This is a genomic window from Flavobacterium covae (assembly GCF_001534645.1).
Lineage (GTDB): Bacteria > Bacteroidota > Bacteroidia > Flavobacteriales > Flavobacteriaceae > Flavobacterium > Flavobacterium covae.
Window position 1 is genome coordinate 1,548,860 of sequence record NZ_CP013992.1, and the last position, 16,489, is coordinate 1,565,348.

A 16,489-nucleotide genomic window follows, 5' to 3' on the forward strand; every position below is an offset into this window, starting at 1 on the left:
AAGACAAAATAACAAGTTCAGGTTTATTTTTTTACTTTTCAAGTTTTTTATTTGGTTCTAATTTTAGAATTAAAATAGTAGAAGGGATCTATAAAAGTTTAATTATGAGTTGTCAAAATTAATTTTATTTTACTTGTTCTCCTTTTATAAATGTATTAATAGGTTTTATATAAGGAATAGCATCTATATCCACTGTCATCAAATCATTATCATAAATAACAAAATCAGCCCACTTTCCTATTTCTAAACTTCCTTTTTCGTTTTCTTCAAAATTAGAATAAGCAGACCAAATGGTCATTCCTTTTATGGTTTCTTCTCTAGATAAGGCGTTTTCTGGTTGAAATCCTCCTTCTGGGTAATTTTTTAAATCTTTACGGGCAACCGAAGCATAAAAAGTAAGCATAGGATTTACTTCTTCTATTGGGAAATCAGTACCTAAAGCAATTATTCCTGCCTTGTTTAGCATTTTTTTATAAGCATAAGAATGTTTAATTCGTTCTTTACCTACTCGTTGTTCAGCCCAATACATATCTGATGTAGCATGTGTGGGTTGGACGGAAGGAATAATATTAGAAGAAAAAGCATCAAAATCTTGTTCTCGTATTATTTGTGCGTGTTCAATCTTCCATCTTCTATTGGGTTTGTCTTTTAAAACTTCTTTATAAATATTTAATAAAACGGTATTAGTAGAATCACCTATGGCATGGGAGTTCATTTGATATTCTGAATTTGCTATTTGTTTTGCTATTTTTTGTATATCGGTCACTGATGATAATAATGCTCCATGATGATTAGAACGATCGCTATAAGGCTGGTGTAAACAGGCTCCACGAGAACCTAATGCACCATCTCCCATAAATTTAAAAGATCTTACATTTAAATAATCCGTTTTATAAGGTCCTAATTGAGTATATAAATCTACATTATCTTGACTGGCACTTACCATGGCATAAATATTTATTTTTAATTCTTTTTTTTGCTGTAATGAATCTATCAAGTGAATGGTTTCTTTTTCTAATCCTGCTTCATTAATGGTTGTTAAACCATATTGAAACATTACTTGTTGGGCATCTTTAATTGCTTGTACTTGATTTTTTTTACTTGGCTTTGGAATAATATTATAGATTAAATCCATTGGATTATCAATTAAAATACCTGTTAGTGCTCCATTTTTCATTTGGATTTCTCCACCTAACACCTTTGTATTTGTTGTAATTTTTGCTAATTCTAGGGCTTTACTATTAGCTAGAAGAGCATGGCCATCAATTCTAGTTAAAACTATAGGTATGGTAGGAAACAATCTATCTAATTCTTCTTTTGTAGGAAATTCTTTAATTTTCCAATCATTTTGATCCCAACCACGTCCTGTTATAAAATCAAGATTTTTTTCTTTTTGAAAAGTAACTATTCGATCTAAAACTTCTTGGTAACTGTTAGTTCCTCTCAAATCTACTTTTTGAAGATTTAAGCCAAAACTATATAAATGAGCATGTGCATCATAAAGTCCTGGGAAAATATATTTTCCTTGTGCGTTAATCTTTTTAATTGATTGGTATTTTTTTATTATATCTGCAGTTTTTCCTATGTCTATAATTTTACCATTCTTTACTGCAAATGCTTCTGTTTTTGAAAATTTTTTATCAACGGTATAAACTGTAGCATTCGTAAGAATCATATCTGCTTTTTGTTTTTGAGCTGAAGAGGTAAGACAAGTCAAAAGACTTAATTGTATTATAGATAAAATGGATTTCATTGTGGTCTTTTTCTTTGGTAGATATAATGTTAATGAACTTCTAAAACTTGGTATAAGACACCGTTTAGATCAAATTGATGAGATACTGATTGTCCTATTATTTTTTTTGCTAAAGGAGAATTGGGTGAGATCCCAAAAATAACCTGATCGTTTAATGTTAGTTTAGGCAAAGCACAACTGATAAAAACAATTAATTTATTTGTTTTTACAAGACTTCCTAGACCAATATTTTTATGTTTTTGTGATGTATCTATTTTTTCTAAAATAGCTTTATATTCAATTGCTTCTCTTAATTTAGCGGATAATTTTTCTTGTTCGAGGTGCATCATAGATAAAGCCGTTTCATGTTTATCTCCTGCTGATCCTTTAGCATCATTTGAAGCATCTTCAGTGAGTTCTTTAATCATGTCTTGAAAGATGTCTACTCTATCTTGAAGTATTTGAAGATATTGGTTATGAATTTGTTGTTTTAATGTCATTTTAAGTATAAAATATTTTTTTGTAAAATATAATCATTAGAATAATAAGTATTATTATTAAAGAGTTCGTCTCTTTTATTTTTTTTATAAATCAAATTTATAACTTGCTCCTCCCAATATTTGTATACCTTGCACAGGATAGTTTAACCATTTTTGATAATTTTGATTAGCTAAATTATTACCTTTTATAAAAAATGTTAAACGATCGTTGTGTTTATAACCTGTATATGCGTTAATATCAAAATAGGCTTCAATATTTTGTATTGAATCTGGATAAACAAAATCTGTTATATTCTTAAATTGATCTTTACGCTCGCCTATATAAAATAGTTGTGTTCCTGCATACCATTTTTTACCTATGGTAAAATCTCCTAAAAAACCAACTTTTATAATTGGCAAATTCCATGCTTCTAATTGAGTGTTTGTTTGATAAGAATTAAAAGTTGTATTAATTCCTAATGTTATATTTTTGTTTATATCTCCTTTTAACTCACCAAAAAAGATAAAATTTTTAATATCATCATATACTACATCAAATGAATTTCCATAACTATAATTTTCTGTAGGAGTAGACAAATAAGGATTGCTAATAAAAAGGGCTTTATTCTTTATTGATTCGTAAGTTGATTTTAAATAATATGAAACTGTATTGGCTAGTTTCCCGTTTAAACCTACAAATAATGCGTATTGATGATCACTTGGTTGGGAATCTAAAGTAGGTGAAAAGAATTTATTTTGATTTACAAAATTTTGATAAGTTTGTTGCTCTAAACCTCCTTCTGCTCCAGCGGTTGTTACCATTAGATCTCCTACTATTTTATAAGAGGCATAAATTTTTGGATAGAAATAAAAACTTGATTGGGTTCCTTGATCTATTCCTGAGTAACGATTTTTTAATCGAGCTAAATAAGTTAATTCAACTCCAAAATCTAAAGACAAATCGTCTTTTTTAAAAGTAATACTAGGATGTGCGCTAAAAATGAATGAAGATTTCTGTATAGATAGATCTTTGCCTTGGTTGTTTTTATTTATTTGAAAACTTTTATCAAAAGAGGTATTAGCATAATCTAGGTTTATATTGAGTTTAAAGTCTGTCTGATTTACATCAAAGTTAAAACGAGGATTTAATATAAAACGATTTTCAGCAGATCCATAATCATCTAAAAATCCGATATAACGAACATTCATTTTATTTAAAAAGCTTTTAACGAACATTAGTTCAGCATCTGCCTTGAATGTATTATAGATGTGTTGAGGTTTTATAAGGTTAATATTGGTAGTATTGAAATTAGGATTCTTTAAGGGTAAACCATACCAATTATATCCTTCTCTATTGTAAGAAGCATCTAATTTTAATATATTTTGTTCAAATGTATAACTATAGAATCCACCAAGTAATAAGTCTTCATACCCATTATTTAATGGTATACCTGAAATACCTCCTCCTGAACCTAAATATCGCACGGTACCTCCTAAATATTGGCTATCATCTATATCATGAGCAATAAAAAGTTCTGAATTAAGCGTATTATAATTAGCATAAGCTGCTGATATATAATTAGCCCATATTTTTTCTTGTTTGCTTTTTTCTATCTGATCTGCTTTCCCTTTAGAAGGGACAAAGGTAGATGCTACTGGAAAGGAAAAAATCTGATATTTAATACTTTCTTTGGGTAAGGACTCTGTTTCATTTACAGGAGGCACTTCTTTTTGTTTAAAAGCATCTGAAATGGTGGGTGTATATGGTTTTACTACATTTATTATTTCTGTACCTATTGTATCATCTTTTTTTTGAGTGAATCCTTTTTGAAAAAAAAATCCTAATAAGATTATTGCATATATATTAATTCTATTCATCTATTTTCTTTTTAAAAGTAGCTATTTTTTATCATAAAGATGTTTTTAAAGCTGGTATTCTTGTCCTTTTTTTATTTAATAATTTACAAGACTTTACTTGTGTCAGAGTAAAAAGCTAAATATTTGTTCTTTATTTTTTTATAGCTTCTATTTTTAAATTTAGGATTACAATATTTTTAAAACATTATCCTTTTATGGAGGAATTTGTTTTTGCTTCTTCTATTTTTATTTTATTTAATTCTTCTTGTGCTTCAATAAGCACGTCTTCAAAATTTTTAAAATTTTTAATCACACTTTCTAATATATAGCTTGCTTGATAACTATCTTTTAATCCGTAAAAATTTTTTGCCATAATTATTAAACTTTTAGCTCCATAATATTTATATCCTGAATATTCTTTTGCTATTTTTTGTACGACTGCATTGGAAAGTTCAAATTTACCTTCTTTATTTTTAAAAAATGAATCATAGTATAATGCTTCTGCCATTAGTTCACCTTGAGCCGTTTTTTGAACGTTTATATAAGCTTCTTTTGCCTTGCTTTCATCTCCCACTTCTCTTGCAGCTCGCGCTACGATAATTTGAGCATCTGTTTTAAGATTAATTTCTGTTTTGGGATTCATTAATGTTTTTTCAGCATAAATCACCGCATTACTATAATCTTTCTTTTCATAATAAATCTTCATTAAATTGGCTTGTGCGTAAATTTTATTTTGTACAAAATCAGATTCGTTTTCTAAACGAGTTAAGTATAAAAGTGATTTATCTATATTTTGTTTTTTTAAGAATAATTCTGACAAACGAGTAAGTCCTTGCTCTGTGTATTCATTTCTTGATTTTGAAACTAAATATTCATAGTTAGGAATAGAAAGATCTAGCTGTTTTCTTTGGTAATATAATTCTGCTAAGTAAAAATGCGCTTTTATTATTTGAGTTCCATTTGGAAAGGTATTTATATAACTTTTTAAATTTAGTCCGACTTGTTCTTTGTTTTCTTGTATATATTGTTTTTCTATTGATTCCCAAGCATCATGATCTAACTCTTTGTCATTTACTTCTACAAAATCTAGTGTTTTAACCCAATTTGCATATTCTTGTACTTTTCCTTTATCTATATAAATAAGTCTAGCTGTTCGAACGGATTCATTAGCTTCTTCTGTTTTAGGGTATTCTTGTGCTACTTCTTTAAATTTTAACAAGGCTAAATCATCTTTATCTTCATTATAGAATATAAGACCTTGACGCAAAATAGCTTTTGCTGTATAACTTCCTTTTTTATACTCTGCAATTAACTGATCATATATTTTTATAGCGGCTGTAGTTTGTCCTGTTATAGTGTATGTATTAGCTAATTCATAAAGGGCATCATCACGGTATTGTGATTCTGTAAATTTTTTAATAAAATTATTGAGTTCTACTATTTTTCTTTCATTTTTACCTACAAAACCATGAGATATTGCTTTTTGAAAACTAGCATAATCTGTATCTATTCCTTTTAAGTTTATAACTTTATCATAAGTTTCAATAGCTAGATTATATTTAGAAGTTACAAAATAACAATCTGCTAATCGTAAATACGCATCTATTAGTCGTACTTTATCTTCTTTTGGATTTTCTGTGTATTTTTGAAAAAATTTTGAAGCTTGTTCATATTCTTTTAATTTAAAATAAGTGTAGGCTATATTGTAATGTATATTCTTATTTTCAATGGTAGATTTTGATTCTGAAAAGCCCAGAAATTGTTTATAACTTAGTAAAGCATTTGAAAAATCGTTTTGAATAAACTCTGTTTCTGCTTTCCAAAAGGCTGCACGAGTTGTAAATAGAGGATCTTTTTGTTCTTCTATAGATTTTTTAAATAAACTCCATGCCTCATTATAATTATTTTCGCCATATAATTCAAGCCCTCTATAAAAAGCTACTTTTTGATAAATTGCTCGATTTCCTATATTTTTATTTTTTTCAAGTAACAGTAATGCTTCCTTATAGTTGTGAGAAGTTACAAAAGAGTTAACTAATAATCTTTCGATTTCAATTTTATGAACTGTGTTAGGATATTTTTTTAAGAAATTAACCAATACCTCTGGTGTTGTTTGATAGGAGTTTCCTATATCATAACTCAAACGGGCATAATTTAGATAAGCATCTTCTTGAATTTTTTTATCAAAAATCATTTCAGAAGCGTTTTTAAAAGCGTTTAATGCTTGTTGTTTTTTATTGGTTTTTAAATAACTTTCTCCTAAATGATAATACGCATTTTGTGCAACTAAATCATTTCCTTCAATAATTTTATTAAAATAACTTATAGCATTATCATAGTTCTTTTTTTGATAAAAGGCATACCCTAACTGATAAAAATCCGTATTAGTCCATTTTCCTTCTTTTCCTTCATATTCTTTTAAATACGAAATACTTCTATCATATTCTTTTAAATTAAAATAACTTTCTCCTATAATTTTATTAAGCTCTGATTTCTCTTCTATTGTTGAATGAGGTATTGCTTTTACCCCTAAATCAATTGCTTTTTGAAAAGCACCTGACTTAAATGCCATGTCTGCTTGAAAATAAGAAATTTTCTCATTGTATCTAGTATCTTTAGCTACTTGCTCGAAATATTTAGTTGCTTCGTCATACTGATCTCCTTCATAAGCTAAAAATCCTAGATAATATTTAGCTTTTGAACCATATTCACTAGACTGAGTAACCTTATTAAAATATTGTTTCGCTGATTTTTTATCGTGAGTTGTAAAGAATGTATAAGCACGATAAAAATAATATTTTTCAAGTTCATCATGCGTTAATGCGGATTCATCTACTTTTTCAAAATATTCTAAAGCATAGGCAAATCTTCCTTTTTCAAAAAAGTAAGTTGCTAATTCAGAATAAGCTAAATTCATTTTGGTACTTGTAGGGTATTCCTTTATAAACAAAAGCATTTTTTGGTCTGCACTTTCTTGCCTTAACCTTAAAGAAGTGAGTGCGCTGTAAAAAGAACAATCTGATGCGGTTTCAAATGGAGCTGTTTTTTGTATTTTATCAAAAACCAACTGAGCAGCTAAATAGTTTTTACTTTTAAGAAGATTAATCCCTGTTTGATAAGAGCTAAGAGTATTTGTATAAATTTCTGACTGTTGACAAAAAACAGATAGACTTCTCAAAAAAAGAATGATGTATATATACAAAGGTAATTGACGCATAAGATATTTTTTGTAATTCAAATGTAGTATTTTCTCCTATAAATATAGTTTAAAACGTTTATGTTATCAGTTTATTATTTTATACCGCTATTCTTCCATAGTAATAGCTTAAAAGATTTTTTTTCTTCAAGAACAGGACAAACACCATTAATATTATTAAAAATAAAACAATTAAACTAAAAAAAAACATAATCCCCCCTTAAATCAAAGAAAAAAAAATATATTAAAATTAAAATTTTAACAAAAAAATTACACAAACAAAAATTAAATTTGTTTAAACAAAAAATAATATTAATTTAGCAAACGAATTAAAAAACTTATTTATTAATCAAACCAAACAAAAAAAACAAATTATGAAAAAATTATTATTATCAGCTTCTGCTGCATTAATGATGTTTTCTTGCCAAAAAGAAGACAGTGTTATTAACAATCAAGTTGACGCTTCTGCACACAGAGGATGTGCTTCTCACGAAGTCTTAGAAAGACAAATGCAAGAAGATCCAGGATTGGCATCTAGAATGAGTGATATTGAAAAACAAACTTCTGAAATTATCAAATCAGGAAGATTAGTAAATGGTGTTATTGAAATCCCAGTCGTATTTAACGTATTATACAGAACTACTGCTGAAAATATTTCATTAGCTCAATTACAATCTCAGATTGATGTTTTAAACAGAGATTTTTCTGCAACTAATACTGATTACAACACAGCTAACAATCCTTATGCAAGTGTAAGAAGTGGTAACCTAGGAATCCGTTTTGTATTAGATCAAGTAATCAGAAAAACGACTACTAAAACATCTTGGGGAACAGCTGATGCTATGAAAAAATCAACTCAAGGAGGTATTAATCCTACTGCTCCAACAACTAAATTAAATATTTGGGTTTGTACAATTGGAGGAGGAATACTAGGATATGCTCAATTCCCTGGAGGTTCTTCAGCTACTGATGGTGTAGTTTTAGATTCTAAGTATACAGGAAATACAGGAACTGCAACTTACCCATTCAACTTAGGACGTACAGCTACTCACGAAGTAGGTCACTGGATCAATTTACGTCATATCTGGGGTGATGCTACTTGTGGATCTGATTTAGTAGCTGACACTCCTGTTCATAACTCTGCAAATTCAGGTGTTCCTGCTGTAGGTCATAGATCAACTTGTACAGGTACTCCACTTGAAATGTACATGAACTACATGGATTATACAGACGATAGAGGAATGTATATGTTCTCTTTAGGTCAAAGATCAAGAGCTTTAGCAGTATTTGCTGCTGGTGGTGCAAGAAATTCTTTTGCTCAACCATAATATAAAATTTTTAATATGATTAAAATCCTGAGAGTATTTCTCAGGATTTTTTTTATATATTCGTTTCAAAAACGTAAAACATGGAAAGCAAAACCATTGCAAACGGAATTATAAGAGCAATCATTTCTTTAGTTCTCATTACAATTTTACTTTATTTTCTTTATAAAATTAAAACCGTAATTATTTACCTAATTATTTCATTATTACTTTCTATGATAGGCTCTCCTATTGTGGATTTTTTTAGAAAAAAACTAAAATTCAAAAATGTTTTAGCCGTATTAACAACCTTATTTCTTTTTGGACTTATCGTATTGGGATTCTTCTTAATGTTTATCCCATTAATAAATAGTCAAGCTACTCATATTTCCCTATTAGACAGTAAAGCATTATCTATACAAATAGAACATTTAATCATTCAACTAGAATCATTCTTAAATTCAAACGGCTTTAAAGCCGATCAAATACTTAATAAAAGCAACTTAACTAAATATTTTAATTTCCACTTTTTAAGTGAATTCCTAAATGCTTTTATCAATGCAATTAGTAATCTAGGAATGGGAATTGCTTCTTGTTTTTTCATTACTTTTTTCTTCTTAAAAGATAGAGCTATTTTTTTACGATTATTTAAAAATATCCTACCAGATGAACACGAAGAAAAAATAGTAGCTTCTATCCAAAAAATAGATTTTTTACTATTAAAATATTTTAGCGGTATATTGCTACAACTTCTAATTGTGTTTATACTTTATTTTCTGGTATTATTCTTTTTTGATGTAGAAAATTCTTTCATTATAGCCTTTATTTGTGCTGTTTTAAATATCATTCCTTACATTGGTCCAATCATAGCAAGTGTTTTAGCTGTTACTTTAGCTTTATTAAGCAGTTTTAATGGAAGTATTAATACCGAAATGCTATATCATGCGTTATATATTTTAGCTGGTTTTTTTGCAGTTCAATTTATAGATAATAATTTCAGCCAACCTATCATCTTTTCAAACAGTACAAATTCACATCCTTTAGAAATATTTTTGATAATCTTAATTTTTGGTTTTTTATTTGGAATTACGGGAATGATTATTGCCGTTCCATCTTACACTATACTCAAAGTAGTTGGAAAAGAATTTTTTCCTAACAATAAATTCATCTATTCTATCACAAAAAATTTATAATGATTTTTGATCTATTAGCACCTAAAGTACAAGAATTCATAGAAAATTCATTAACGTTAAATTTCACAAAAATAGCATTAATGAAAAACCCTTTTCCTGAAATACCCTGGAATGAAATTTTAAATCAAATTGCTTCTAAAGCAAAATCGAAAGAAAAACTACCTACTTGGTATCATCAAAAAAACATTATATTCCCAAGTAAACTATCAATAGAACAAACCTCATCTGAAATTACGGCTCTATACAAATCTTCTCTTATAAGCGGTAATAATTTAATTGATTTAACAGGTGGTTTTGGTATAGATGATTATTATTTTTCTAAGAATTTTAATCATCTCGTTCATTGTGAAATTAAAACTGATTTACATGAAATTGTAAAACATAATTTTAGTGAGCTAAAAACATATAATATTGAATGTTACCTAGGAGATAGTATTGAAACCTTAGTAAAATTAAATAATCATTTTGACTGGATTTATATTGATCCTTCAAGAAGGAATGACACTAAAGGAAAAGTCTTTTTATTAAAAGATTGTTTGCCTAACGTTCCTGATTTATTAGATTTTTATTTTCAATTTACAGAACATATATTAATCAAAACAGCTCCTATATTAGATATATCAGCAGGTCTAAATGAATTAAAAAATGTAAAAGAAATTCATATCGTAGCCTTTCAAAATGAAGTAAAGGAACTTCTTTGGATTATTGAAAAAGATTACAATAATACTATTTTAACAAAAGCCATTAATATTACTAAAGAAGAAAATGAGTCCATAGAATTTATATGGGGTAAAGAAAGTTTTAATTGTAATTATAGCAAACCTCAACTATTTTTATACGAGCCTAATAGTGCTATTATGAAATCAGGAGCATTTGATTATATCTGTTATTTGTTTCCTATACATAAACTTCATTCTTTCTCGCACTTATACACAAATAATGAACTTATTAATTTCCCTGGTAGAAAATTTAAAATAATTGAAAATATTTCATATAATAAAATAGAAATTAAAAAACACTTAGAAGGTAAAAAAGCAAATATTACAACTCGCAATTTTCCCGAAACGGTAGAAACTATTCGAAAAAAATGGAAAATAAAAGAAGGAGGAAATTTATATGCTTTTTTTACAACTGATATAGATAATAATAAAATTATTTTGCTTTGCGATAAAATTTAAAAAATGAAAATTATATTTAATTGGTTATTCCTTTTTACAAATTTTTATATTTGGTCACAAAAACCTTGCGAATTAGCCCTAAATATTAAGGACTCTATTAGTGTAATAAAGCAAACCAAAAGTTGCACAATCTATGAAAAAGTTTTTGGAGGAAAAACTACACTTATTTTCCTTTCTCTTATTTCTACAAACGGGATTCCTTCATTAAAATTAGAGCATCTTCAAAAAAGTCAGAAATTTGAAACACCAATTTGTTTTGATAAATCTTCTAAAATTATCTTTCAACTAAGTAATGGTAGAATTTATACTTTACTTTATGGTGATAATGATCGTTGTGATGATCTAATTTATAATGAAAAAGAACGTATAAATAATCGTTTTATAGAATCTAATTTCTTTTTTTTAAAAGATGATTTAGAAGAATTAAAGAAATACCCTATTAGTTTTATGCGTATTCACTTTGCTGGCACTTCTACAGATTATGTCATACGCAAAGAGTTAGATTGTGAGACACTGGTTGAAACTTATTTTCCTGCTCAATTTTTCATAGATCACTTTAATTGCATTTCCAATTAAAATTAGACAATTGAAAGTAACGAGCTCCTTCTAAACCATAATGCCACCATTCTGATTCTAATGCGTCAAAATGGTGTTTTTTCATCATGTCTTTTAACCATTTTCTATTTTTTAATATTTCTTTAGATAAATTACTATAAGTATGAGATGATTCTTTTCCAAAGTGATCAAATTCAGTTCCCATATTTAATTCATTTCCTAATTTATCTACTAAAGTTAAATCTACTGCTCCTCCTCTATTATGTATTGATCCTTTTTCAGGATTTGCTACATAATTAGGGTTGGAGATTATTTTCCACATTTTTTTTTGTATACTTAAAGGTCGATAACAGTCAAATAATTTTATTCTATATCCTTCCTTTAGAAATTCTTTATTAGCTTTTATCAATTGTTTAACTGTTTTATATCGCAAATAACAAGCATCGCAATCATATACCTTACTCTTTAAGAAGTTATCATTTGTGGCATATCTAATATCTAAAATAAAATCCTTAGAATAATCTTTTATATTTACAAATGTGGTATCATGTACAACAACAACGTTTTTATTTTGAGAAAAAAAACCCATTGAAAAAAAAATGGTTATTAAGATGATTATCTTTTTTATAAACATAAATCTTTTATATTTTTAAACTAATTCTCTTGTTTTGACTCTTTATAATATTCATAAAACCAAGTAATTGTAAAAGATGGTATAAAATCTAAACCTGGTGTTATTTCTTCAATAAAAGTCAAAAATCCTGCAATTTTACCAATTGTTCCTTTATAAAGAATACTCATTATAAATGCCGCAAAAGGAGCCCAAAAAAAGTCTATAAATTCGCCTGCTCCAGGAAATAAATAACTAAAATATCCCACAAGATCCATTACGATACTTATGGTTAATTTCCCAATTGTTGCTTGTTTCTTTTTTTTATTTAATTGATTATTGAATAAATACACAACAATAATATATAAATGATTAATATCTAGGATAAAATATTAGTTTTAAAATATCAAATATATCTATTTCTAAAATAATCTTACTATTTAAAGTGTTTTTTTGTGTTTTGGTATAAAAAACAGAAAACAGTTAAGTATTATATTTTATCTTACTATCTTTTAAAAAAATGCCATTGTACATTAAAGAATAAACAGATTAAGAAAAATACAGATAAAACACTTATTACTAATGATAAAGCTTTATAATATCTAGGTTTGTCTAAAATTGTTTTTATAAAATTTATGGACACAAAATCTTTATCTATCCAATTTTGTGATTTATATACGAATATGGAATTCAAAACAAAAAGATGACATGCTGTTGCTATTCTTGAATGAAAGAATTCATTAGCTTTAAAAGCTACTATAAATGAAGCTAGATGAACCATTAATACTGTCGCTTTAGGTAATAAAAATTTATTGTCGATTAATAATACTCCGATTAACCAAGAACCATAAATAAATTGTAATTCAAGGGGCGCATCATAGCCATAAATAAGGATTTTGTTATCAGGAGAAAGTATTGTTCCTGTTGATCTAAAATAATATATAAAAAGACCTATAGTTAATGCTATAGTGGGTATTAAATTATAATATGTTTTTTTAGTAAGTAAGGAAAGTAAAAAACCTCCTGATTGAAAAAAAAAGAATACAGCAAATACAATATCAAAAATAATCATTTCTATTTTTAAAGATGTATTTAGTTTTAAAGTGATACATATTAGATTAAAAAAAGTTTCTAATATTAGTAATCTTTTAATATCTGATGTTAAATTTTCTTTATTAAAAAAAGGAATAGCTAACAATGGAAAAAGTAAACTAATAATAATTTCATTATAAACACTTTTTTGAATTAGGTATTGAATAAAAAAACAGTAAAGTAGGCTTAAAAGGAAAAATAATGAGGTAGTATATAATTGATATTTTTTATTTGATAATAAACTCATTTTAAATGTATTAAATTATTTTTTTTAAATTGATATTTTTTATATTCTAAAGTTTTTAGATAAAGAATCAACATTTGGCTTATAACTCTAACAATAAGAAAACTTTAGATTTAATATCATACAAATTACATATAGATTAGAGCAAGACTAATCGTTATTTTTTTAATTTTTCAGGAATTTCATAAAATAGAGAGAGAAAAATAATTTATTAGGTGTAATTATTTTAATATTATTTTTTTATAGTATTTCATTTTAAATTTTCTATCCCAAATTAAATGTTAGACTTTGTGATGCAGATCAAAAGAGCAAAGAAGACAAAATATATTGAATTTTTTTCCGCAGATGTAGTTTTTCTACATGGAGGACAAAAATTTAATCTTTTTCAGATTCAAAGCCATATATATCTGGAATAAATCTAATTTATAATATGGATTAAACTAAAATGATACTATTTTGTTTTCAAAATATTTAAAAACAAACGGAATGAATAACTACACCTAATAAATCATTAAAAAATTCTAAGCTTCTACTAAATAATCTTGTACTACTTTAGAACAAATAGCTGCATTTTCCATACATCTTTCAATTGTTGAAGGAACTGTCCATACTTGATTATCATCATTAATCCATTCTCCTGATATAAAAACATTATCATAACTAGCTGAATTTATCCCTACTCTATTGTTATAATCTGGATTTATTAATTCATTTTCAAAAGCCCAAAAATATTTAGTGTTGTTTTCATTAATTATAGGGCCATGATGCCAATTTTTATATCTTTCTAAGTTAAAATCAGTATATTCAAGGTATTTTGCTCCAACACCAATATTTAAATTTCCATACATAATATCTTTATACATATTTTCCTTAATTCCTAATTGGAATAAGATTTCTTCTTCTACTTCTTTTAAAGTACATTCTATTAGAGGTTTGTTATGCAAAAGGCCTTTTTCTTTTTCTGTTTTTGTAGCCGTAATAGAAACAGTTAATTTAACATTATTAGAAAACTCTTTATGTGCATATTTTTTACTATGATACAGTTTATAACTTAATCCCCAAGCTGAATCAGCTATAATTCCAATTGTTTTATTGATGAATAAATCTGGAATTTCTTTAAAATGAAATTGAAAACCATGACTTTTAATATAACTAACAGACAGTCTATCAGAAATTTTAGGCAACATACTTATAACTTGTTTAGGAGGTATGGCTAAAATAAAAGCATCTGCCTCAATAATGTTATCCTTTTCAGAAATTGCACTTAAAACTTTTCCATCGTTAATATTTAATTTTTTTACACCTTCGTTAAAATAAAAAGTTACTCCTTTTTGTTTTAAAAAATCATACCAAGGTTGTATTAAAGAATCAGATATAGGACCATTAAGAGTAATACTTGTTGTATTAGTTTCAGTATAGACTTTTTCTTTTGATAAGTTCTTATAATTAAAAAGTAATAAAAAATCTCCTGTCTTAGTATTTCCATTACCCCCTATCCAAGTAGATATTATTTTAAGAATGAAATTTGCCAATTTAGGTCTTTTTTCAAATTCTAAATATTCAGATAAAGGCATATTTAATGTGTTTTTATCTGCTTTATTTACTAACAATTTAGATCGAAACCAATAAATATCTTTTAAAGGTACTCCTGAAAAAAACAAAGAATTTGCTGATTTTAAATTATCTATCAATAGTTCAAAAAAATTAAAAAAGTTTCGTTTAAAATCCATGAACTTATTTTCATTTGCCCAATAAAATTGCACATTATTTAAAGGTTCAATATTTTTTAACAAATTACTACCGTTATACTCTATTTCATTTAATGTATTAATAAAATTCATATTAGAGGCAAACATTTGTCTATGCGTAAGCTCCGTTGGTAAACCATCTTCAAAAGTCCCCATACATTTTCCTCCAGGTTGATCTTTTTTTTCATAAACAGTAACTATATTTCCTGTTTTAACTAATTCGTGAGCTAGTTTAAGTCCTGTAATACCAGAACCAAAAATTACAATTTTCTTCATTTGTTTAATTTATTATGCAAGCATACAAAATTAAAAATTTTTTTTCACAATAAACACTAAAAAACAAAACAATATCACAAATTACATATAAAAAAAACAAAATAAAATAAAAACAACTTATTGTTTAAAAAAACCAAGTAGTAATAATATGCCTTAATGCTTTATTAAGTTCATAATAAAACCTCTTTAAAATAGATTCAATAATTTCAAAATTATTCTTCTTAAAATTCATTCAAAATAGGATACTGTATTAAGCTTAATAAAACTTTATTTGAAGTTCAATAAAATTCTTTGTTTATTTGTGAAAATACTTAGTAATGATTAAAGCCACTAATATTCATAAATACTTTGGACAACTAAAAGTTTTAAAAAGAGTAAATCTTGAAATCAAAAAAGGAGAAGTTGTCTCTATTGTAGGTGCTTCTGGAGCAGGAAAAACTACTTTATTACAAATTTTAGGCACTTTAGATCAACCTAGTTTAAAAAACAGAAAAGGTATAACCCTTAGTTCTTCTTTAAAAATTAATGGTCAAGATGTATTAAAAATGAATGATAAAGAATTATCTAAATTCAGGAATTTAAATCTTGGTTTTATTTTTCAATTCCATCAACTATTACCCGAATTTACTGCTTTAGAGAATGTCTGTATACCAGGTTATATTGCCAAAAGACATAAAAAAGAAGTCGAAGAAGAGGCTAAAAAATTACTAGCTTATTTAGGGTTAGAGCATCGAATGAATCATAAACCTATGGAATTGTCAGGAGGAGAACAACAGCGGGTTGCCGTTGCTAGAGCTATGATAAACAAGCCTAAAGTAATTTTTGCAGATGAACCTTCTGGTAATTTAGACACTACAACTGCAGAAAACCTACATCGATTATTTTTTAAACTACGTGATGAGTTAAATCAAACCTTTGTAATTGTTACCCATAATGAGGACTTAGCAGATATGGCGGATAGAAAGATAACCATTGTAGATGGTAACATAAAAGATATTCATAGTATAGAAGTAATCCTTGATTAA

Annotated in this window: 13 protein-coding genes; 5 read left to right on the forward strand and 8 right to left on the reverse strand. The window is 26.8% G+C overall.

Annotated elements, in window-relative coordinates; translation table 11 throughout:
• Positions 1-124 precede the first annotated feature (124 nt).
• The 4 genes from AWN65_RS06895 to AWN65_RS06910 all read right to left on the reverse strand — a co-directional run bounded on the left by AWN65_RS06895 (position 125) and on the right by AWN65_RS06910 (position 7,285).
• A complete protein-coding gene (locus AWN65_RS06895) occupies positions 125-1,753 on the reverse strand; it encodes an amidohydrolase (RefSeq protein ID WP_060382494.1) in 1,629 nt (542 codons plus the stop codon).
• Positions 1,754-1,782: 29 nt separating this feature from the next.
• The gene (locus AWN65_RS06900; protein WP_060382495.1) at positions 1,783-2,232 is read right to left on the reverse strand and encodes a hypothetical protein; all 450 of its coding nucleotides are present in this window, start codon (positions 2,230-2,232) and stop codon (positions 1,783-1,785) included.
• Between the two features lie 84 nt (positions 2,233-2,316).
• A complete protein-coding gene (locus AWN65_RS06905) occupies positions 2,317-4,089 on the reverse strand; it encodes a porin family protein (protein ID WP_060382496.1) in 1,773 nt (590 codons plus the stop codon).
• Positions 4,090-4,273: 184 nt separating this feature from the next.
• Entirely contained in the window at positions 4,274-7,285 is a 3,012-nt protein-coding gene (locus AWN65_RS06910) for a tetratricopeptide repeat protein (RefSeq protein ID WP_060382497.1), read from the reverse strand.
• 353 nt (positions 7,286-7,638) lie between these two features.
• On the opposite strand from AWN65_RS06910, the gene AWN65_RS06915 reads away from it, so the two are divergent.
• From AWN65_RS06915 to AWN65_RS06930, 4 genes are all read left to right on the forward strand, one after another.
• Positions 7,639-8,592, forward strand: coding sequence for a zinc metalloprotease (locus AWN65_RS06915; RefSeq protein WP_060382498.1), 954 nt, complete (start codon positions 7,639-7,641; stop codon positions 8,590-8,592).
• Between the two features lie 80 nt (positions 8,593-8,672).
• Positions 8,673-9,761 carry an AI-2E family transporter gene (locus AWN65_RS06920; protein ID WP_060382499.1) on the forward strand — a complete coding sequence of 363 codons (1,089 nt, stop codon included), beginning with the start codon at positions 8,673-8,675 and terminating at the stop codon, positions 9,759-9,761.
• Positions 9,761-10,939: a class I SAM-dependent methyltransferase gene (locus AWN65_RS06925; RefSeq protein WP_060382500.1), complete on the forward strand. Its 1,179-nt coding sequence runs from the start codon at positions 9,761-9,763 to the stop codon at positions 10,937-10,939. Before AWN65_RS06920 ends, AWN65_RS06925 begins: the two co-directional genes overlap by 1 nt.
• A 3-nt stretch (positions 10,940-10,942) precedes the next feature.
• Positions 10,943-11,515: a hypothetical protein gene (locus AWN65_RS06930; protein WP_060382501.1), complete on the forward strand. Its 573-nt coding sequence runs from the start codon at positions 10,943-10,945 to the stop codon at positions 11,513-11,515.
• On the opposite strand, the gene AWN65_RS06935 is transcribed toward AWN65_RS06930, so the two are convergent.
• The 4 genes from AWN65_RS06935 to AWN65_RS06950 form a co-directional block, all read right to left on the reverse strand.
• Positions 11,496-12,083: a M15 family metallopeptidase gene (locus AWN65_RS06935; RefSeq protein WP_235588359.1), complete on the reverse strand. Its 588-nt coding sequence runs from the start codon at positions 12,081-12,083 to the stop codon at positions 11,496-11,498. The genes AWN65_RS06930 and AWN65_RS06935 overlap by 20 nt on opposite strands.
• A gap of 65 nt (positions 12,084-12,148) precedes the next feature.
• The gene (locus AWN65_RS06940) at positions 12,149-12,457 is read right to left on the reverse strand and encodes a hypothetical protein (RefSeq protein WP_376777356.1); all 309 of its coding nucleotides are present in this window, start codon (positions 12,455-12,457) and stop codon (positions 12,149-12,151) included.
• 152 nt (positions 12,458-12,609) lie between these two features.
• On the reverse strand, positions 12,610-13,443 hold the full coding sequence (locus AWN65_RS06945; RefSeq protein WP_060382503.1) for a hypothetical protein: 834 nt from the start codon (positions 13,441-13,443) through the stop codon (positions 12,610-12,612).
• Positions 13,444-13,961: 518 nt separating this feature from the next.
• The gene (locus AWN65_RS06950; protein ID WP_060382504.1) at positions 13,962-15,464 is read right to left on the reverse strand and encodes an oleate hydratase; all 1,503 of its coding nucleotides are present in this window, start codon (positions 15,462-15,464) and stop codon (positions 13,962-13,964) included.
• Between the two features lie 317 nt (positions 15,465-15,781).
• Between AWN65_RS06950 and AWN65_RS06955 the strand changes: the two genes are divergently transcribed.
• Positions 15,782-16,489, forward strand: coding sequence for an ABC transporter ATP-binding protein (locus AWN65_RS06955; RefSeq protein WP_060382505.1), 708 nt, complete (start codon positions 15,782-15,784; stop codon positions 16,487-16,489).